At 69.6% G+C, this 18,286-nt stretch carries 15 protein-coding genes and 1 pseudogene; 11 read left to right on the forward strand and 5 right to left on the reverse strand.

What is annotated here, in order from left to right:
* Positions 1 to 438 precede the first annotated feature (438 nt).
* The 10 genes and pseudogenes from BJEO58_RS08940 to BJEO58_RS08985 form a co-directional block, all read left to right on the forward strand.
* On the forward strand, positions 439 to 1,434 hold the full coding sequence (locus BJEO58_RS08940) for an AAA family ATPase (RefSeq protein ID WP_101589135.1): 996 nt from the start codon (positions 439 to 441) through the stop codon (positions 1,432 to 1,434).
* The gene (locus BJEO58_RS08945) at positions 1,434 to 2,351 is read left to right on the forward strand and encodes a DUF58 domain-containing protein (protein ID WP_101589136.1); all 918 of its coding nucleotides are present in this window, start codon (positions 1,434 to 1,436) and stop codon (positions 2,349 to 2,351) included. Before BJEO58_RS08940 ends, BJEO58_RS08945 begins: the two co-directional genes overlap by 1 nt.
* A complete protein-coding gene (locus BJEO58_RS08950) occupies positions 2,341 to 2,784 on the forward strand; it encodes a hypothetical protein (protein ID WP_101589137.1) in 444 nt (147 codons plus the stop codon). The genes BJEO58_RS08945 and BJEO58_RS08950 overlap by 11 nt, the downstream gene beginning before the upstream one ends.
* On the forward strand, positions 2,778 to 3,755 hold the full coding sequence (locus BJEO58_RS08955; RefSeq protein ID WP_101589138.1) for a vWA domain-containing protein: 978 nt from the start codon (positions 2,778 to 2,780) through the stop codon (positions 3,753 to 3,755). Before BJEO58_RS08950 ends, BJEO58_RS08955 begins: the two co-directional genes overlap by 7 nt.
* Positions 3,752 to 4,759: a VWA domain-containing protein gene (locus tag BJEO58_RS08960; RefSeq protein ID WP_101589139.1), complete on the forward strand. Its 1,008-nt coding sequence runs from the start codon at positions 3,752 to 3,754 to the stop codon at positions 4,757 to 4,759. The genes BJEO58_RS08955 and BJEO58_RS08960 overlap by 4 nt, the downstream gene beginning before the upstream one ends.
* On the forward strand, positions 4,756 to 5,589 hold the full coding sequence (locus BJEO58_RS08965) for a hypothetical protein (RefSeq protein ID WP_101589140.1): 834 nt from the start codon (positions 4,756 to 4,758) through the stop codon (positions 5,587 to 5,589). Before BJEO58_RS08960 ends, BJEO58_RS08965 begins: the two co-directional genes overlap by 4 nt.
* Before the next feature lie 29 nt (positions 5,590 to 5,618).
* A complete protein-coding gene (locus BJEO58_RS08970; protein WP_101589141.1) occupies positions 5,619 to 6,716 on the forward strand; it encodes a histidinol-phosphate transaminase in 1,098 nt (365 codons plus the stop codon).
* A gap of 57 nt (positions 6,717 to 6,773) precedes the next feature.
* Positions 6,774 to 7,808 carry an agmatinase gene (gene speB / locus BJEO58_RS08975; RefSeq protein WP_101589142.1) on the forward strand — a complete coding sequence of 345 codons (1,035 nt, stop codon included), beginning with the start codon at positions 6,774 to 6,776 and terminating at the stop codon, positions 7,806 to 7,808.
* Positions 7,805 to 9,520: a thiamine pyrophosphate-binding protein gene (locus BJEO58_RS08980; RefSeq protein WP_101589143.1), complete on the forward strand. Its 1,716-nt coding sequence runs from the start codon at positions 7,805 to 7,807 to the stop codon at positions 9,518 to 9,520. Before speB ends, BJEO58_RS08980 begins: the two co-directional genes overlap by 4 nt.
* 112 nt (positions 9,521 to 9,632) lie before the next feature.
* Positions 9,633 to 10,853, forward strand: a pseudogene (locus BJEO58_RS08985) (sodium:solute symporter family transporter); the annotation flags it as partial.
* A gap of 98 nt (positions 10,854 to 10,951) precedes the next feature.
* Here the strand turns inward: BJEO58_RS08985 and BJEO58_RS08990 are convergent.
* Positions 10,952 to 12,553 (reverse strand): MFS transporter, encoded by a 1,602-nt coding sequence (locus BJEO58_RS08990; RefSeq protein ID WP_101589144.1) that lies wholly within the window; start codon positions 12,551 to 12,553, stop codon positions 10,952 to 10,954.
* A gap of 128 nt (positions 12,554 to 12,681) precedes the next feature.
* On the opposite strand from BJEO58_RS08990, the gene BJEO58_RS08995 reads away from it, so the two are divergent.
* Positions 12,682 to 13,230 carry a TetR/AcrR family transcriptional regulator gene (locus tag BJEO58_RS08995; protein ID WP_101589145.1) on the forward strand — a complete coding sequence of 183 codons (549 nt, stop codon included), beginning with the start codon at positions 12,682 to 12,684 and terminating at the stop codon, positions 13,228 to 13,230.
* 136 nt (positions 13,231 to 13,366) lie between these two features.
* Here the strand turns inward: BJEO58_RS08995 and adhP are convergent, their stop codons facing one another.
* From adhP to BJEO58_RS09015, 4 genes are all read right to left on the reverse strand, one after another.
* Positions 13,367 to 14,386 (reverse strand): alcohol dehydrogenase AdhP, encoded by a 1,020-nt coding sequence (gene adhP, locus BJEO58_RS09000; RefSeq protein WP_101589146.1) that lies wholly within the window; start codon positions 14,384 to 14,386, stop codon positions 13,367 to 13,369.
* 58 nt (positions 14,387 to 14,444) lie between these two features.
* On the reverse strand, positions 14,445 to 15,968 hold the full coding sequence (exaC, locus tag BJEO58_RS09005) for an acetaldehyde dehydrogenase ExaC (RefSeq protein ID WP_101589147.1): 1,524 nt from the start codon (positions 15,966 to 15,968) through the stop codon (positions 14,445 to 14,447).
* A 183-nt stretch (positions 15,969 to 16,151) separates the two neighbouring features.
* A complete protein-coding gene (locus BJEO58_RS09010) occupies positions 16,152 to 17,582 on the reverse strand; it encodes a sigma-54-dependent transcriptional regulator family protein (RefSeq protein ID WP_144573910.1) in 1,431 nt (476 codons plus the stop codon).
* Positions 17,583 to 17,665: 83 nt separating this feature from the next.
* Entirely contained in the window at positions 17,666 to 18,208 is a 543-nt protein-coding gene (locus BJEO58_RS09015) for an Lrp/AsnC family transcriptional regulator (RefSeq protein ID WP_246076156.1), read from the reverse strand.
* Positions 18,209 to 18,286 lie beyond the last annotated feature (78 nt).

Below are 18,286 nucleotides of genomic sequence, written 5' to 3' on the forward strand. Positions count from 1 at the left end.
CGCGCGTGTCGTGCACAAGGGGTGCACGGACGTGATCCGACTTCTCCACAGGGTGTGAACAACAGCCTTGTGGTTCCACTTCCCGCGCCTCGCGCGGGATGCCGTGTTCGCAGAGGTTCCAGAGAGCATCCCGATTCCCCAGTTCGTCCCCAACCGGAGTCGGCGCGTCCACATCGAAAGAATTTCTGAGATGGGTCGCAGCTCACTGATCGGAGGTGTCTGACCCCACTCCGGACTCACCGGGAGCCCTCCGCAGCCCACCAGAGGCCATCCGTGCGCACCGGTGTGGCTGTTCCGGAACAGCCACACCGGAGCGAGCGCGGTGTCCGCGGTCACCGATACCGTGGTGCGCAGTGGCCGCGGGATCGCAGCGGCCGATACCGCACGGGTCCCGATCACGCGGGCCCCGCAGCTCGGCCCCACACCGGAGGAGACAGCATGACAGCGCACCAGCCGTCGACGGCGAACACCCGTGAGATCACGTCTGCGGCAGAGGTCCTGGTGCGCGTCCAGGGCTATCTGGACACGTTCGTCGTCGGACAGCAGAGGCTGCGCGAATCGCTGCTCATCGGACTCCTCACAGAGGGCCACCTCCTGCTGGAGAGCGTTCCGGGCCTGGCGAAGACCACCGCTGCGTCTGCGCTCGCAGGCGCGGTGTCGTCGTCCTTCGCTCGGATCCAGTGCACCCCCGACCTCCTGCCCAGCGACATCATCGGCACCCAGATCTACAACGCGTCGACGGGCGCCTTCGACACTCGGCTGGGGCCCGTGCATGCCCACATCATCCTGCTCGACGAGATCAACAGATCGAGCGCGAAGACCCAGTCGGCGATGCTCGAAGCCATGCAGGAGCGGCAGACCACGATCGGCGGCAAGCGGTTCGACCTTCCGAACCCCTTCCTCGTGATGGCGACGCAGAACCCGATCGAGCAGGAGGGCACGTACCCCCTCCCGGAAGCGCAGCTGGACCGCTTCATGCTCAAGGACGTGCTCGCCTACCCGACACCGGACGAGGAGCTCGATATCCTGCGCCGCCTGGACGACGGGGTCTTCGAAACGCACCCGGACCCGGCGTGCAGCGTCGAAGAGCTGCGCGGCATGCAGCAGTCGGCGAGCAACATCTACATCGACCCGGCCATCAGCCGGTACATCGTCGAGCTCGTCTGGGCGACCCGCGCAGCGGACCGCGTGATCGGCCCGCGGGGCGCCTTCGTCGAAGCCGGCGCCTCACCGCGCGCTTCGATCGCGTTCACCCGGGCTTCCCGCGCGCTCGCCCTGATCCGTGGTCGGAACTACGTCATCCCGGAAGATGTGAAGGACCTCGCCCAGCGGATCCTCGGCCACCGGATCGCACTGACGTTCGAGGGCATCGCCGAGGGAGTCACCACGACCCAGCTCGTGACGGAGATCCTGAACCGCGTGAGGACTCCCTGATGGCAGCTCTCCTCACGCGCATCCGCGCGCGGCTCACCCTGCACACGCACAGGCGTGTGGCGAGTCTGCTCGACGGTGGATGGGCCTCGATGTTCCACGGGCAGTCACTCGACTTCGACGACCTGCGCGAGTACGTCGACGGTGACGAGATCCGCGACATCGATTGGAAGGCGTCCGCACGCCACCCCGTTCCCCTCGTGAAGCGGTACACGGATCACCGGCGCCTGCGCCTCGCCCTCGTCGTCGCGACCGGCCGGTCGATGGACGCGACCGCGGCCGGCGGCGAATCGAAGCGCGATCTCGCGATCCTGCTGGCAGGTATGGCGGGCTGGTTCGCGGTGCGCGGAGGCGACGAGGTCTGCATGACGGCGAGCGACGGGCACCGCGTGATCCTGACGCGTCCGGAGTCCAGCGAAGCGGGCCTGGAGCACCTGCTGCGCCGGATCCTCGCGCGCCGCGGGACCGACGACAGCTCCACGGCGCTCGATCTCCTGGAGTGGCTGAGCACACGTCTGCGACGCCGCCACCTCGTCATCGTCATCAGCGACGAGATCGACCTCACCGACGCCCACCTGCGCCTCCTGCGCACGGTGTCGGCCCACCACGAGCTCCTCTGGCTCACCGTGCTCGAAGCCGACCCCCTCGCCCTGGCCGCCGCCGACGACGTCCCCTACGACGTCGCGGCGACGGTGGCGGGTGCGGCGGCCGGCACCGTGCGCTCCGGCGCCACCGTCCCCTCTCTGCTGGCCGCGGACCCCCGCGTCGCTGAGGCGTACCGCGCGGCGGAATCCGCTCGCCGGGACACCACCGGGCGCGTGCTGCGCGCGGCGGGGATCGTCGAAGAGCGGGTCGGAGCATCCGCGCAGGCGCTGCCCGCATTCCACCGCGCAGCGGAGAGGCACCGTCGTGCCCGGTGAGCTGATACCACCTCTCGGAGCCTCCGACTTCTGGGTCGCCGCGGCTGTCTTCGGGGTCCTCATCGCCGTCCTCGTCGGCTTCCTCCCCCTCATCGGGCACCTGCGCGGCCGCGCAGCGGGCCCGCGCACCGTCCCCGTCCACGTCCGCAGTCGGTACGGCTCCCTCATCGACGCGATCGAAGAGCGCTACGCGAACGGCGACCTCACGACCAAGGCGACGGCTCAGGAGCTCAGCGCGCTGCTGCGCGACTTCGCCGCGGAGGCGTGGGGCGCCTCGGCGAAGCACATGACGCAGCGGGAGATGCGCGAAGCCGGAATCGCTCCCCTCGCGGATGCCGTCGCCCGTCTCTACACCGCAGAGTTCGAGCGCGATGTGCCGGAGACGGCCGCCGAGGAGCTCCGTGTGGCCCGGGAGGTGATCACCCGATGGTGACCCCCATGCTCTGGCTGGCGATCGTCCTGGGCATCGCCGGACTCCTCGCGCTGGGCATCGCCTTCGCGATCCCCGCCCGCAGCCGAGGCCGCGCTCCGGTCGCCTTCCTCACCCGCCTCACGGCACTGCCGGAGTACGTGCGTGCGCGCCGCCGCCTGCTGCTGGGGAGCCTCGCGGGGCTCGCCGTCGTCGCGCTGACCGCGGTCTTCGCCCTGGCCGGCGTCGCTCGGCCCACGACGATGGAGACCATCAGCCCCAAACGGCATCTGCGCGACGTGATGCTCTGCCTCGATGTATCGGGGTCGATGATCGGCTATGACGCGGAGATCATCGAGTCGTACATCGACATGATCGACTCATTCGACGGCGAACGCATCGGCATGACGATCTTCAACGCGACCGCAGTCACCGTCTTCCCCCTCACGGACGACTACGACATGGCCAAGGAGTTCCTCGAGGATGCGCACGACGGCTTCGCGTCGTACGGCACCGACGGACTGGACTTCATCACCCCGACCCAGCCGGACAGCGTGCCGGGGTCCTCCCTGATCGGCGATGGCGTGGTGAACTGCGTCGAAGCCTTCGACCGGAAGGACGAGGAGCGCTCCCGCTCGATGATCCTCGCGACCGACAACGAACTGGCCGGCGACCCCCTCTTCACCCTGTCGGAGGCGTCCGACCATGCCCTCGACCACGACGTCCGCATCTATGCGCTCGCGCCGTCGCGCTACTTCTTCCCCCTCGCCCTCGACGAGCTGGAGGGGGCGGCCGAGGAGACGGACGGCGAGTTCCACTCGATGTCCGACGAGCGCGCGGTCGACCGCATCGTCACCTCGGTCCAGGCGACGGAGGCGAGGCTGACGGACGGACGGCTCGTCACCCTGTTCCATGACAAGCCGGTGGTCCCGCTCGTGGGCAGCGGACTGGGCCTGCTCGCGCTGCTTATCCTGGCCTGGAGGATGCGACTGTGAACGACCTCGTCTTCGATCCGCTCCTGCCGTGGCCCGTGCTCGTCGCGATCGCCGTCATCCTGATCACGGGCTGCGTCGTCCTCGCCGTGCTCACAGCCGGGCGTCGGGTCCAGTGGGTTCTGCGTGCCGTCGCGGTCATCGTGCTGGCCGTCGCATTCAGCCGTCCCGGGGTCCCCGTCACCGCCGTCACAGAGCGCAGCGAGGCCGCGCTCGACGTCTTCGTCGTCGTCGATGTCACCGCGTCGATGGTGGCGGAGGACTGGGACGGGGACGCACCGCGTCTCGACGGGGTCGAGGAAGACGTCGCGGAACTCGTGGAGCAGGCGCCAGAGGCCCGGTACTCCCTCATCACCTTCGCTGCGACCAGCCAGACCGTCCTGCCGCTGACGACCGATGATTCCGCCATGCGGTCCGCGCTCGACGTTCTGCGCCCCGAAGTGACCCTGTACTCCTCCGGCAGCTCGATCACGTCTGCTCGCGACCACCTCGTCGAGCGCCTGGAGAAGGCAGCCGAAGACCGTCCGGACAGCGCGCGCATCGTGTTCTACCTGGGAGACGGCGAACAGACGTCCGGCGACGAACCCGCACCGCTCGACGGTGTCGCCGACCTGATCGACGGCGGAGCCGTCTGGGGCTACGGAACGTCCGACGGTGGTCGCATGCAGGAGACCCGGGGGTACTGGAACGACGAGGAGACGGAATACATCACGGACCCGTCGACCGATGGACCGGCCGTCTCGACCATCGACGAGGGGAACCTCGAAGACATCGCGGCTGACATGGGAGTCGCATATGAGCACCGCACTGCGGGCGCGTCCGTCTCCTACGAGTTCCCCGATGTCGACACGATCGTCCAGGAGAAGGAGGAGACGACCAGGGCCGTCTCCGAATTCACCTGGATGCTCTTCATCCCGCTCGTGGCGTGGCTCGCGGTGGAAGGCGTGTTCGTGGCGCGCCGGGTCCGAGGTCTGGGTCTGCTCTCCGGAACGAAGAGGTCGACATGAGCCCGACTGCTGATCCAGCGGACTCCCCGCAGCGCTTCCCCCGCGGCAGACTCGCCGCAGCGGGCGTGGTCATCCTCGTCCTGCTGGTCGTCGCCGCATGGTCGGGGCTCACCCACTGGCAGCTCGCACGGGCGAGCGCGCAGTTCGAAGCGGGCAGCTACACCGCCGCGCAGGAATCCGCGGATCGATTCCTCGCGATGAGCCCCTTCGAACGTCACAAGGGCCACTTCGCCGCGGGCACCGCGCTCGCGGGCGACGGAGCGCTCGACGACGCGGAGGCGGAGCTGGAGACAGCGCTCTCCACCGCCCCCGCACGCGACCAGTGCGCGGTCCGGGTCAATCTCGCCCTCGTCCAGGAGGGACAGGGCGACGCGTTCCGCGACGCCGACGACGTCGACGCCGCCGACGACCGCTACGACGCGGCGCGCACGACGCTCACGGAAGCTCCTGAGGAATGCCGCCCCGACGGCTCCCCACAGGACGAGGAGATGGATTCTCAGGAACAGCGGGTCGACGAATCTCAGGAGGAGATGAACAATCCCTCCTCCGAGGGGGAAGGGGACTCCGACGGGGAGGAGAGCTCCGGTGAGTCGGATGGCGGCGACTCCGAGGACGGAGACGGCGGCGGTGGCGGCGGCGGTTCCGGCGGCGGCGAGGAGTCCCCGGGCGGTTCTGGTGACGACACTGCCGGTGACGAGGAGTCCGGCGAGGGCGACGAGCGCATGGAGGAGCTCGAGAGGCGCCGCCAGGAGTCGGAGGAGCGTCACTCGCAGACGAATGAGGGCGGCACCGGATCGGGCGTGCGCGACCCGGGGTCGAAGCCATGGTGAGTGGCCTCTGCGTGTGAAACCATGTGCGCATGGTGAACGACGCTCCGGTCCGGCTGCGCGCCGAACTGCAGACCTTTCCCCCGTACATCCCCGGGCGTGCGCCGGCCCAGGTCCCGGGGCTGAGCCCGTTCCGCCTGTCGTCCAACGAGAACCACCTCGCTCCCCTCCCCGCAGTGCTCGAGCAGCTTGCCCGTCCCGGCTCCGGGCCCACCCGGTACCCGGACGACGCGGCCGTCGCGCTGCGCCGCACGCTCGGCGAGGTGTTCGGAGTCTCGCCCGACAGGACGATCGTGACGACGGGAGCCTCGGAGCTTCTCGTCGCCATCACGCAGATCACGTCGGACAATCGGACCGAGGCGATCTACCCGTGGCCATCCTTCGAGATGTATCCGCAGGTGACCGGCCTCGCCGGAGCGAAGCGCCACGCCGTTCCGCTGCTGCCCGACGGTCGCCATGACCTCCCGGCGATGGCCGAGGCCGTCACGGAGGCCACCGGCCTCGTGTTCCTCTGCTCCCCGAACAACCCGACGGGCCCCGTCCTCACGCATGCGGAGCTGACCGCCTTCCTCGCGCGCGTGCCGCCGCACGTCGTCGTCGCACTCGACGAGGCGTACTGGGAGTTCGCGAACGACCCGCAGGCGGCCCGCGGCATCGAGCTGCTCGATGCCCATCCGAACCTCGTCCTCCTGCGGACGTTCTCCAAGGCGCACGGCCTTGCCGGGATGCGCGTGGGATACGCGATCGCGCACGAATCGGTCATCGAGGGACTCCTCAAGGCAGTCATTCCGTTCGGCGTCACCGAGGTCAGCCAGGCGGCCGCCCTCGTCTCCCTGGACCACCACGACGAGGTCCTCGCTCGTGCCCGCGAGATCGCCGCCCAGCGAGACGCGTTCGCGGACGCGCTCCGCGCACAGGGGTGGAACGTCCCGCAGGCGCAGGGCAACTTCGTCTGGCTCCCCCTGGGAGAGCGGTCCGACGACTTCGAGATCGCGGCGAGCCGACAGGCGCTCGCCGTCCGCAACCTCGGCGCCGGTGTCCGCATCAGCGTCGGCCCGCAGGAGGCGCTCGACCGCGTCCTCGACGTGACTGCAGCATTCCGGGAGGAGCACCCCGACCTCTCGCTCTGACAGCTCGCTCTGACAGATGACTCTCCGTCACGCGTCGATCCACCCACAAGGAGGACCATGTCCGACGATCAGCCCCTGGGCCCCGCCGACTACAGCGCCACCCCCCGCTTCGCAGGGCCGCCGACCTTCGGCCTCCTCCCCCGCCTCGACGAGGTCGAAGCCGGGCGACCGGGCTCGGACATCGACGTGAAGATCCTCGGAGTCCCGTTCGATGCGGGAGTGAGCTTTCGTCCCGGAGCCCGGTTCGGACCCGACCACATCCGGACCTCATCGAAGCTCCTGCGCCCCTACAACCAGGCCGTCGACGTCCAGCCCTTCCACGCCCAGCAGGTCGCTGACTGCGGCAACCTGGGGGTGAATCCGTTCGACATCGAAGCGGCGATCACCACGGTCGAGCAGAACGCGGACGCGATGCGCGCGGACGGGTCGACGCTCCTCACCCTCGGGGGCGACCACACGCTGGCGCTGCCGAACATCCGCTCCGTGCACCGGACCCACGGTCCGATCGCCGTGCTGCACTTCGACGCCCACCTCGACACGTGGGACACCTACATGGGAGCGCCGTACACGCATGGCACCCCCTTCCGCCGCGCGAGCGAGGAGGGCCTCCTCGACCTCGAGCGATGCCTCCACGTGGGCATCCGGGGCCCGCTCTACGGCAAGGAGGACCTCGAGTCCGACGGAGTGCTGGGCTTCCAGGTGATCCGATCGGATGACTTCGAGTTCCAGCCGCTGCCGCGGATCATCGAGCGGATGCGGGCACGACTGGGCGACGCCCCCGTCTACCTGTCGATCGACATCGACGTGCTGGACCCTGCGGCAGCACCCGGCACCGGCACACCGGAGACCGGTGGACTCACGAACCGCGAGCTCCTCAACGCGGTCCGCGGACTCGCGGGCCTGAATGTGGTGGGAGCGGAGATCGTCGAAGTGGCGCCCGCATATGACCATGCGGAGGTCACCGGACTCGCTGCCGCGCAGCTGGGCTACGAGATCCTCTCGCTGTGGGCCAGCGCGAAGCAGGGGCGGACCGCCGTCGGCGGCCCCGTCGCAGAGCACCTGCGCAGCGCACCGGAAGGAGATCCACGATGACCGAGCAGGCACCCATCCCAGCACCGGTTCCGGGGACGAACCCGGCTGACGCGGCGTACGCCAACGGCGGACTCGCCGTCGTCGCGGCACTGGCCGCGCACGGCGTGGACACGGTGTTCGGGATCCCCGGCACGCACAACCTCGAGTTCTACCGGCACCTCGACCGGTTCGGCATCCGCGCGGTCACCCCGCGCCACGAACAGGGCGCCGGCTACGCCGCGGACGGCTACTACGTGGTGTCCGGACGTCCCGGCGTCGTCCTCACGACCTCGGGCCCGGGCCTCACCAACGTCGTCACAGCGGCGGCGACCGCCTACGCGGAGTCACGGCCCATGCTCATCCTGTCCCCCGGCGTGCCGACCGGACTGGAGCGGGCCGATGTCGGCATGCTGCACGAGACCAAGGACTCCTCCGGCGCGCTCAGCCATCTGCTGGTCGCAGCGCATCGGACGCGGACGGCGGAGGGCGCGGCCCAGGCAGTCGCGGACGCCTTCGCGCTCTTCGCCGGGTCCCGCCCCGGGCCCGTCCACATCGAGGTCCCGCTGGACGTGCTCGAAGGCGGGTGGCACGGCACGACCGCATCCCCGTGGCCTCCCCGCTCGCGTCCCCTCGATGAGGACGCGGTGGACACCGCCGCCGAGGCCCTGGCCGGGTCCGTCCGCCCGCTCATCGTCGCGGGCGGCGGGGCACGCGGCGCCGCTGCGCAGATCACGGCACTCGCCGAGGCGCTCGGCGCGCCCGTCGCGACGACGGCGAACGGCAAGGGCATCCTGGACGAGACGCACCCCCTCGCCGTCGGTGCGAACGTCCGCTGGCCCTCGGTGCAGCAGGCGTCGCGCGATGCCGACGTGCTGCTGGTCGTGGGCACGGAGATCGCGGATTCGGACCTGTGGGGCGGACTCATCGGCGACCAGGACCTCGCCGGCGCAGAGGGCCGATCGCAGACGGTGATCCGCTGCGACATCGACCCGGACCAGCTGCACAAGAACCTCCGGGGCGACGTGCTCGTCCTGGGAGACGCGAACGCCTTCACGGACGGGCTGCGTGCACGTCTGGGCGCCCGCGGCGCCGCGGGCGGTCGCGAAGACGGTGCAGACCGCGCCGCGGGCGGTCGCGAAGACGGTGCAGACCGCGCCGCGGCCCTGCGACGGGAGGTCGCACGCGAATTCGACTCGACCCAGATCGGCGCGCGCGTGACAGCGCTCGTGCAGGAGGCGGCGGGCCACGACGTCATCGTCTCCGGCGACTCATCGCGCGTCACCTACGACGGGTCCGTCCACGCGCTCGTCGCCCGGACACCGGATCAGCTGCTCTACATGCCCGGCTACGCGACGCTCGGCTACGGCATCCCGGCCGCGATCGGCGGAAGACTCGCCGCACCCGGCCGGCCGGTCGTGTGCATCGTGGGCGACGGTGCGGCGATGTTCGCGATCCAGGAGATCGTCACGGCAGTCGAACTGGCGCTGCCGATCCCCTTCGTGATCGTCGACAACGGCGGGTACCAGGAGATCGAGCACCAGATGGTGGAGCGCGGCATCAGTCCCTTCGCCGTCCGCCTCCATCAGCCGGACTTCGCACTGCTCGCCGAATCGATGGGCGCGCACGGAGTCGAGGTCGCGCACACGGACCTCGACGAGCACCTGCCGGGGGCGATCCGGGCCGCGCTCGCAGCGGACCGACCGACCATCGTCCACATCCGCGTGGGCGCCTGAGCAGCGCAGCGCACCCGCATCATCTGACAGCCTGACCGACCGGTTCGCCGGTCCCGGAAGCGAACGGAACCCGCGCATGGACATCGCAGTCGTTCTCGTCTACCTCGTCGCCATGATCGGCTTCGGCATCTGGGGGCTGCGTCGCGCCCGCAGCCAGGAGGACTACCTCGTCGCGGGCCGTCGACTGGGACCGATCATGTACACCGGCACCCTCGCCGCGGTCGTGCTGGGCGGAGCATCGACCGTGGGCGGCGTGGGACTGGGCTACGAGTTCGGGCTGTCAGGGATGTGGCTGGTCTTCTGCATCGGCCTCGGCATCATCGCCCTGAGCCACTTCTTCGCGCCGAAGATCCAGCGACTGGAGATCTACACCGTCTCCCAGATGCTCGAACTGCGCTACGGACGCGGGTCCCGCCAGGTGTCCGGGATCATCATGTCCGCGTACGGGCTCATGATCGCCACGACCTCGACCGTCGCCTACGGGAGCATCTTCCACGCACTGCTGGGCATCGACAGGATCCCGGCGATCCTGCTGGGCGGCTCCGTCGTCGTCATCTACTCGATGCTCGGCGGGATGTGGTCGATCACGCTCACGGACTTCGTGCAGTTCGTCGTCCAGACGATCGGCATCTTCCTGGTCCTCCTGCCCCTCGTCATCGTCCAGGCAGGTGGGTTCTCCGAGATCGGCGCGACGCTGGGTCCGGACGCGTTCGACCCCGTGGGGATCGGCGGGTCGACGATCCTCACGTACTTCCTCATCTACACGCTGGGCCTGCTCATCGGTCAGGACATCTGGCAGCGGGTCTTCACCGCCCGGTCCCCCGGTATCGCCCGCTGGGCGGGTCTGACGACCGGTGTCTACTGTCTGCTCTACGCCGTCGCGGGAGCCCTCATCGGAACCGCCGCCCAGGTGCTGGTCCCCGGCATCGAGGTCAGCGATGACGTCTTCACCGCCGTCGTCGATCATTCGATGGTCCCTCTGCTCGCGGGATTCGTGCTGGCGGCGGCACTCGCCGCGGTCATGTCGACGGCCTCCGGCGCACTGATCGCCGGCTCCACCGTCTTCCGCCAGGACATCATCGAGCAGTGGCGCGGACGCCGAACCGGTGTCGCACAGGACCTGGGCGGTGTCGACGAGTCCGACGACCGGGTGGGGGCATCCCGGATCTGGCTGGTCATCTTCGGCATCGCGAGCATGGGGCTCGCAGTCATCATGCCGAGCGTCGTCGAAGCGCTCACGGTCGCCTACAACATCCTGGTCGCGGGTCTCCTCATCCCGATCCTCGGCGGCCTCGTGTTCCGCCGCGGAACGATCGTGGGGGTGATGGCCGGCATGATCGCAGGCACCGTCACCACCGTCGTCATGATGATCGCGGCGGGGATCTTCGCGGATTCGCCCATCTACCTGGGCCTCGCCGCGTCGATCATCGCCTACCTCGTGGGCTCGTTCGCCTCGCGCCCCACCCCGGAGCCCGTGCTGTCCGCCTGGGACGAGCGACTGCGCCGCAGACGGAGGGTGAGCCCGGCGATCACGGCAGCCACGAGCATGAGGACCGCGGCGATCGAGGACGTGACGACGACCCCGGAGTCGAAGGCGCTGCGGGCGGACTCGAGCAGATCCTCACCCAGCGGAGCAGGCAGCGTCGAGGCCACCTCGACCGCGCCGCCCAGTGTCTCTCCCGCCGCAGCCGCATCAGCGGCAGGCACACCGCCCGGAATCTCGACGTGTGAACGGTAGGCGGCGGTGAGCACGCTGCCCAGCACCGCCGTGCCCAGGACCGCTCCGCCTTCGTAGGCGGTCTCCGAGATCGCCGAGGCCGCGCCCGCCTTGTGCGCCGGCACCGCTGACAGGATGACGTCGTTCGAGATCGTCTCCGCCATCCCCACGCCCGCGCCCAGGATCGCGAAGGCGATGAGCAGTCCCAGGTCGGACCCGGCGTGGCCGCTCACGAGGATCACGCCGTACCCCACCGCGTTCAGCAGCAGTCCACCGGAGACGACGGCCGCGGGGGTGAACACCCGCACCAGCCACACGGCGGTGAGCCCTGCGACGATCGTGACCGCGAGGCCGGGCAGCAGGAAGAGCCCTGCCTCCAGCGGGCTGCGCCCGCTCACCAGCTGCAGATGCTGCGAGATGAAGAAGAGGAACCCGACCAGGGAGAACACGCTCAGCAGGTTCGCCGCCAGGGCACCGCTGAACGCGGGGACGGTGAACAGCCGCACGTCGAGCATGGGACGCGAGCGCCGCAGCTGCCGGCGGACGAAGAGCGCGCCGCTGACCAGCCCCACGAGGACTGCCGCTGCCGAGGCCCCTGTCACCCCCGCGTACGCGACGTCCTTGACGGCCCACACGATGGGAGCCATCGTCGCCATGACGAGGACGATGCTCGCCGGATCGATGGGGCTGGGATCCGGGTCCCTGGATTCGGGGATCAGCCACAGGCCCAGCGCCAGGAGCGGGATGAGGACCGGCACGGCCAGCAGCAGCACGGAACCCCACCAGAAGTGCTCGAGCAGGACACCGCCCACGATGGGGCCCAGTGCCGCACCGCCGGAGAACCCGGCGGCCCACACCGCGATCGCCGTGCGCCGCTCCGTGGGATCGGCGAAGACGTTGCGGATGATCGACAGGGTCGCGGGCATCAGCATCGCCCCGAAGAACCCCAGCGCGGCGCGGGCGACGATGAGTGCGGCCGCGGTCGGCGCGAACGCCGCGCACGCGGAGACGACGGCGAAGCCCAGACCGCCGACCATGAGCAGCCGGCGCCGACCGACGGAGTCTCCCAGGCTCCCCATCGGCACGAGGAGCCCCGCGAGCACCAGCGGGTAGGCGTCGACGATCCACAGCAGCTGCGCCCCCGACGGCGAGAGGGCCGCGGAGATCCCCGGCAGTGCGAAGGCGAGCACGGTGTTGTCGACCGCGATGAGGATCACCGGGAGCATGAGGACGGCCAGCGCGGCCCAGCGTCGGCGCACCGTCAGAGTGGGGGCGGTGCTGGACGTCGAGTTCGTCGTCGGTGCGGTGGCGGACATGATGCTCCGTGGTGAGGCGTGGAAGGTGGGCGGCGGCCCGAACAGCACAATACCGTCCAGCCGGTACAGTCGCGACGAGGGGTTCGTCACACGGACGGCCCGCTCCCGCGTCCGATAGGGTCGCACCCATGACCACGGCACGCGAAGGACTCCTCGATGCACTCGAGGAGATCCTCATCGACGAGGGCGAGCGCGCGGCGACGCTCGACGCCGTCGCCGCACGGGCACGCGTGTCCAAGGGCGGCCTGCTCTACCACTTCGCGTCGAAGGCCGCGCTGGTCGGCGGGCTCATCGCACGGCTGCGGGAGCGGGCGGAGGTCGATGCCCACGAGATGCGCGACGCACCGGAGGGCTCCGCGGCCCACTACGTGCGGACGTCTGCCGAGGTCGACTCCGCCTTCGACCGGACGCTGCTCGCAGCGCTCCGCCTGTCCCTGGGCACCGATTCCCGCGTCTCGGAGGCCCTCCAGGAGATCCGAGCCCGCTGGCTGCGCCTCATCACCGACGACGTGGGTGACGACGACGTCGCCCGTGCGGTCCTCCTCATGGGCGACGGCCTCTACTCCGCGTCACTCGCAGCCGATTCGCCCACCGCGGCCCTGGCCACCACGGACGCGGACCGCGATGCCGAAGCGCTGCTGCGCGTCGTCGATCGTCTGCGCGGACAGACGCCCTGACGCTCGGGACGCGGCGGCCGTACCAGAGCAGCAGGCCCGCGACACGCAGCGGCCCGGTGGAGGATGTCCTCCACCGGGCCGTACCACGTCGCTGCCGCGGAGCGCCCGTCCTGCTCGCTGCCCGGCCGCGACCTGTTCAGTACTCGACGACGACGCGCCCGTCGATCTTGCCGTGCCTCATCTCGTCGAGGACCGCGTTGATATCGCCGAGCGGCCGCTTCGTGAACGTCGGGCGGATCTTGCCCGCCGCATAGAAGTCGAGCGCCTCGACCATGTCCTGACGCGTGCCGACGATCGAACCGCGGATCGTCAGTCCTTTGAGGACGATGTCGAAGATCGGGGCCGGGAACTCACCGGGCGGCAGACCGTTGAACACGATCGTCCCGCCGCGACGCGTCATCGCGATGGCCTGGCCGAAGGCGTCCTTGTGCACCGCGGTGACGAGGACGGCGTGCGCACCGCCGATCGCTTCCTGCACGGCCGCCGCGGGGTCACCGTCCATCGCGTTCACGACGACTTCGGCACCGTGCTTCTTCGCGAGCGCCAGCTTGTCGTCCGCGATGTCGACCGCGACGACGCGCAGCCCCATGGCGACCGCGTACTGGACGGCGATGTGGCCCAGTCCGCCGATCCCGGAGATGACGACCCACTGCCCCGGTCGCGCTTCCGTCCGCTTGAGTCCCTTGTACACCGTCACTCCGGCGCACAGCACCGGTGCGATCTCTGCCGGATCCGACCCTTCCGGGATGATCGCGGCGTACTGGGCGTCGACCAGCATGTACTCGCCGAACGATCCGTCCGTGGAATAGCCGCCGTTGTGCTGCTGCTCGCACAGCGTCTCCCAGCCCTGGCGGCAGTGCTCGCACTCACCGCAGGCCGACCACAGCCACGCGTTGCCGACCATCTGACCGACTTCGAGGTTCGTGACGCCCTCTCCCAGCTCCTCGACGATGCCCACACCCTCGTGGCCCGGCACCAGCGGAAGCTTGGGCTTCACCGGCCAGTCGCCCTCCAGCGCGTGGAGGTCCGTGTGGCAGACGCCGGTGGCGATGACCTTCACCAGCGCCTGGCCCCGTCCGGGTGTGGGCCTCTGCGTCTCCCCCACGGCCAGTTCATGTCCGAAGTCTTCAACGATCGCTGCCTGCATTGCGTTCATGCTCCTGCTCCCTGAGAATCGCTCGTCACTGAGTTTTCCGTGTGCGTGATCACAGGGCTCAGAAGAAGCCCTGTGCGTTGTCGCTGTAGCTCACCAGCAGGTTCTTGGTCTGCTGGTAGTGGTCGAGCATCATGAGGTGGTTCTCGCGGCCGATGCCGGAGGACTTGTAGCCGCCGAACGCCGCGTGCGCCGGGTAGGCGTGGTAGTTGTTCACCCAGACGCGGCCGGCCTGGATCTGGCGCCCCGCCCGGTAGGCGGTCGTTCCGCTGCGGGCCCACACGCCGGCGCCCAGCCCGTAGAGGGTGTCGTTGGCGATGCTCATCGCGTCGTCGTAGTCCTTGAACTGCGTCGTCGCGACGACTGGACCGAAGATCTCCTCCTGGAAGATCCGCATGTCGTTGGTCCCCTCGAACACGGTCGGCTTCACGTAGAACCCGCCCGACAGCGCACCGCCCAGATCGACGGCCTCACCGCCCGTGAGGATCGTGGCGCCCTCCTGCTTGCCGATGTCCAGGTAGGACATGATCTTCTCGAACTGATCGTTCGACGCCTGCGCACCGATCTGGGTGTCGGTGTCGAACGGGTCGCCCTGCTTCGTCGCCTTCACCCGCTCCAGCGCGTCCGCCATGAAGCTGTCGTACATGCTGGACTGGATGAGCGCGCGCGACGGGCACGTGCAGACCTCACCCTGGTTGAGGCTGAACATCGCGTAGCCCTCGAGCGCCTTGTCGTAGAAGGCGTCCTTCTCCTGCGCGATGTCGTCGAAGAAGATGTTGGGGCTCTTCCCGCCCAGCTCCAGCGTGACGGGGATGATGTTCTGCGATGCGTACTGCATGATGAGGCGACCGGTGGTGGTCTCACCCGTGAACGCGATCTTGGAGATCCGCTTGTTCGAGGCGAGCGGCTTGCCCGCCTCCGCACCGAACCCGTTGACGATGTTCACGACGCCCGCCGGGAGAAGGTCCGCGAGCAGCTCCATGAGCACGAGGATCGAGACCGGCGTCTGCTCCGCCGGCTTGAGGACGACGCAGTTGCCCGCGGCGAGTGCCGGGGCGAGCTTCCACACCGCCATGAGGATCGGGAAGTTCCACGGGATGATCTGACCGACCACGCCCAGCGGCTCATGGAAGTGGTACGCGACGGTGTCCTCGTCGATCTGCGACAAGCCGCCCTCCTGCGCCCGGATCGCTCCGGCGAAGTAGCGGAAATGGTCGATCGCCAGGGGGATGTCGGCGACGAGCGGTTCGCGGATCGCCTTGCCGTTGTCCCAGGACTCCGCGACCGCGATCTTCTCGAGGTTCTCCTCCATCCGGTCCGCGATCTTGTTGAGCATCACGGCGCGCTCTGCCGGAGTCGTCCTGCTCCAGGCGGGTGCAGCCTTGTGAGCCGCGTCGAGGGCCAGCTCGATGTCCTCCGCCGTGGACCGCGCGACCTCCGTGAAGGCCTTGCCGGTCACCGGAGTGACGTTCTCGAAGTACTCGCCCTTGGCCGGCGGCGTCCATTCACCGCCGATCCAGTTCTCATAGCGGGGCTTGAAGTCGACGAGGGCTCCGGATGTTCCGGGATGTGCGTAGACGGCCATGTCGGCCTCCTCCTTCTGCACGTCACTGTGCGTTCGAGTGTCCCGGCGGCGGGGTTGCGGACCTGCCCGATCCGCCGGCCTGTGACTCCACAGTAGGACTCGTTCCGTTGCACGGACGTTGCGTGGATCACAGGAGCCCGAGGAGACGCATCGGCGCACCGGCCCGTCGCGGGGAGAGCCGCGTCAGCCTGCGCCGAGCTCCGACTCGATCGCGTCCAGCCGTGCGACGGCGGCGGCGCGGCGGATGTCGTCTGCGGGCAGCAGCTGCAGGGCGAGCATCCACGCCTCGCGGTCGTCCTGGGCATCCTGCCGTCGCAGGTAGGTCCAGAGGAGATCGTGGTCTGCGAACTGCATGACCGCCTCGCGCAGCTGGGAGCACAGCACCGAGCGGATCCGCTCCGCCTCCGGCGCGAACGACGACGGCAGGACCTCACCGCGACAGAACCGGACAGCGCGGTCCACGTCACCGCCTGCGAGTGCGTCGCGGGCGGCACGGGCGTCCGTGAGCGGCGGGCGCTCACCACCGTCTGCCGACACCAGCCGGTAGGGGCGCGACGCGAGCTCGATGGATCCGGCCGATGCCTCCGCGAGCACCCGGCGCAGCCGATGCATCTCGACACGGACGGTCGCCGCCTCCGGCACCTCGGTGTAGACCATCTCACCCAGCTGCGGACCGGTGAGGCCCTCCTCGTGCCAGTCGAGCAGGGTCATGATCTCCGCGTGCCGCAGACCGATCTGCTGCTCCCGGCCGCCACTCACCAGCGCGGGGGCCCCCGGCCCCGTGACACGGACGACGGGCACGGCTCCGCCCTCGTGCGGCGGGGCCGCATGAGCCGCCTGAACCCCTGCGACGGAGAAGCCGGTCTCACCCGCCTCTCCCGCACGCGAGGTGCCGGTCACCACGAGGGCCCCCCGCTCCTCGGCACCGGTCCGCTCCGGCGACAGGACCGGCACCTGAGCCGCGAGCTCCGCCTCGATCGCCGCCGCGGCGGCGGTGAGGAGCGGGAGGCTCAACGGCGCGACCGCCTCCGAACCCCCCGTGATGTCGAGGACGCCCAGGAGTGCACGCGTGTGGGGATCCATCAGCGGTACGGCCGTGCAGCTCCACTCGCGGACCGACGGCGAGAAGTGCTCTTCTCCGACGACGGACGCGGATTCCCCCGTGGCGACGACGATCCCCGGTGCCGAGGTGCCCATGCCGGTCTCCGACCAGTCGGTGCCGACGGCGAAGCCCATCGTCTCCGACCGTCGCAGTGCGGAGTGGTCGCCCTCGACCCACAGGAGGCGTCCCTGCGCGTCGCCGATCGCGACGACGAGACCGGTGTCCCGCGCGGGTTCGATGAGGAGGCGGCGGACGATCGGCAGGGCGTTCGCCAGCGGACCCTCGCTGCGCAGGCGGGCGAGCTCGTCCTGGTCGATGCCCAGGGAGGCCGCCGCCCGTCCCGTCGGCGGCAGAGCCCCGAGCGACCGCTGCCATGACTCCGTGACGATGCTGCGCACAGTGTGGAGGCCCGCGTCTGACGCGCGCTCGGACAGCCGGCCGAACGCGCGCGTCACCTCGCGCTGGTACTCGCGGGCGAGGTAGTCCGCGCCCGACGAAGAAGGCTTCTTCATGCTCGCGGCCTTTCGCAGACGGATCCGCCGGTCGCGTCGCTGCGACCGGCCGGATGCGAGCCCCTCCGGGGATGATGCGAACACTAGTCGACTTCCGGTGATGCTTCCATCCGGCGGCCCTCGCGCAGCCGCACCAGAAGGGGTGACACACGGTAGGGCACCATCGTCCGCATCGAGATGAGTGTCCGGGTGCGCTTGACACCGGGGATCGCGAGGATCCGACCCGCGATCCTGTAGAGGTCATCGGCGTCACGGGCGACGACCTGGATCAGAGTGTCGCCTGGACCCGTGATGCCGATGACCTCCAGGACCTCGGGGATCTGCGCCAGAGCCTCGCCCACGTCGTCGAGACGACGCTGCTTGAGGTTCGCGAGCACGTACGCGCGCAGGGGGTACCCCAGCGCCGCGGTGTCGATGCGGTGGTCGCTGGGGTGGAGCGCCCCCTCCTCGAGTCGCTTCACCCGTGCGTGCACCGTGTTCCGAGCGACGCTCAGACGGTGGGCGAGCCCTGCGATCGTGGAGCGGGGCGCCGCCACGAGAGCCAAGAGGATCTTCGCGTCCAGAGCGTCGGCCACCATCCGTCGGCGCCCTCGCCGCGTCGAGTCGACCGCGTCGATGTCTTCCACAGCAGGCCTCCCATGCATCGATTCCACCAGACTCAGCCCATCCTGCAGCCGTTTGATTGAGCATACTGCTCAACCTGG

The sequence above is a fragment of the Brevibacterium jeotgali genome, assembly GCF_900169175.1.
Lineage (GTDB): Bacteria > Actinomycetota > Actinomycetes > Actinomycetales > Brevibacteriaceae > Brevibacterium > Brevibacterium jeotgali.

Coding starts and splice junctions, on each gene's coding strand:
- BJEO58_RS08940 (WP_101589135.1), top strand. CDS start 439: ATGACAGCGCACCAGCCGTCGACGGCGAACACCCGTGAGATCACGTCT.
- BJEO58_RS08945 (WP_101589136.1), top strand. CDS start 1,434: ATGGCAGCTCTCCTCACGCGCATCCGCGCGCGGCTCACCCTGCACACG.
- BJEO58_RS08955 (WP_101589138.1), top strand. CDS start 2,778: ATGGTGACCCCCATGCTCTGGCTGGCGATCGTCCTGGGCATCGCCGGA.
- BJEO58_RS08965 (WP_101589140.1), top strand. CDS start 4,756: ATGAGCCCGACTGCTGATCCAGCGGACTCCCCGCAGCGCTTCCCCCGC.
- BJEO58_RS08970 (WP_101589141.1), top strand. CDS start 5,619: ATGGTGAACGACGCTCCGGTCCGGCTGCGCGCCGAACTGCAGACCTTT.
- speB (WP_101589142.1), top strand. CDS start 6,774: ATGTCCGACGATCAGCCCCTGGGCCCCGCCGACTACAGCGCCACCCCC.
- BJEO58_RS08980 (WP_101589143.1), top strand. CDS start 7,805: ATGACCGAGCAGGCACCCATCCCAGCACCGGTTCCGGGGACGAACCCG.
- BJEO58_RS08990 (WP_101589144.1), bottom strand. CDS start 12,553: ATGTCCGCCACCGCACCGACGACGAACTCGACGTCCAGCACCGCCCCC.
- BJEO58_RS08995 (WP_101589145.1), top strand. CDS start 12,682: ATGACCACGGCACGCGAAGGACTCCTCGATGCACTCGAGGAGATCCTC.
- adhP (WP_101589146.1), bottom strand. CDS start 14,386: ATGAACGCAATGCAGGCAGCGATCGTTGAAGACTTCGGACATGAACTG.
- exaC (WP_101589147.1), bottom strand. CDS start 15,968: ATGGCCGTCTACGCACATCCCGGAACATCCGGAGCCCTCGTCGACTTC.
- BJEO58_RS09010 (WP_144573910.1), bottom strand. CDS start 17,582: ATGAAGAAGCCTTCTTCGTCGGGCGCGGACTACCTCGCCCGCGAGTAC.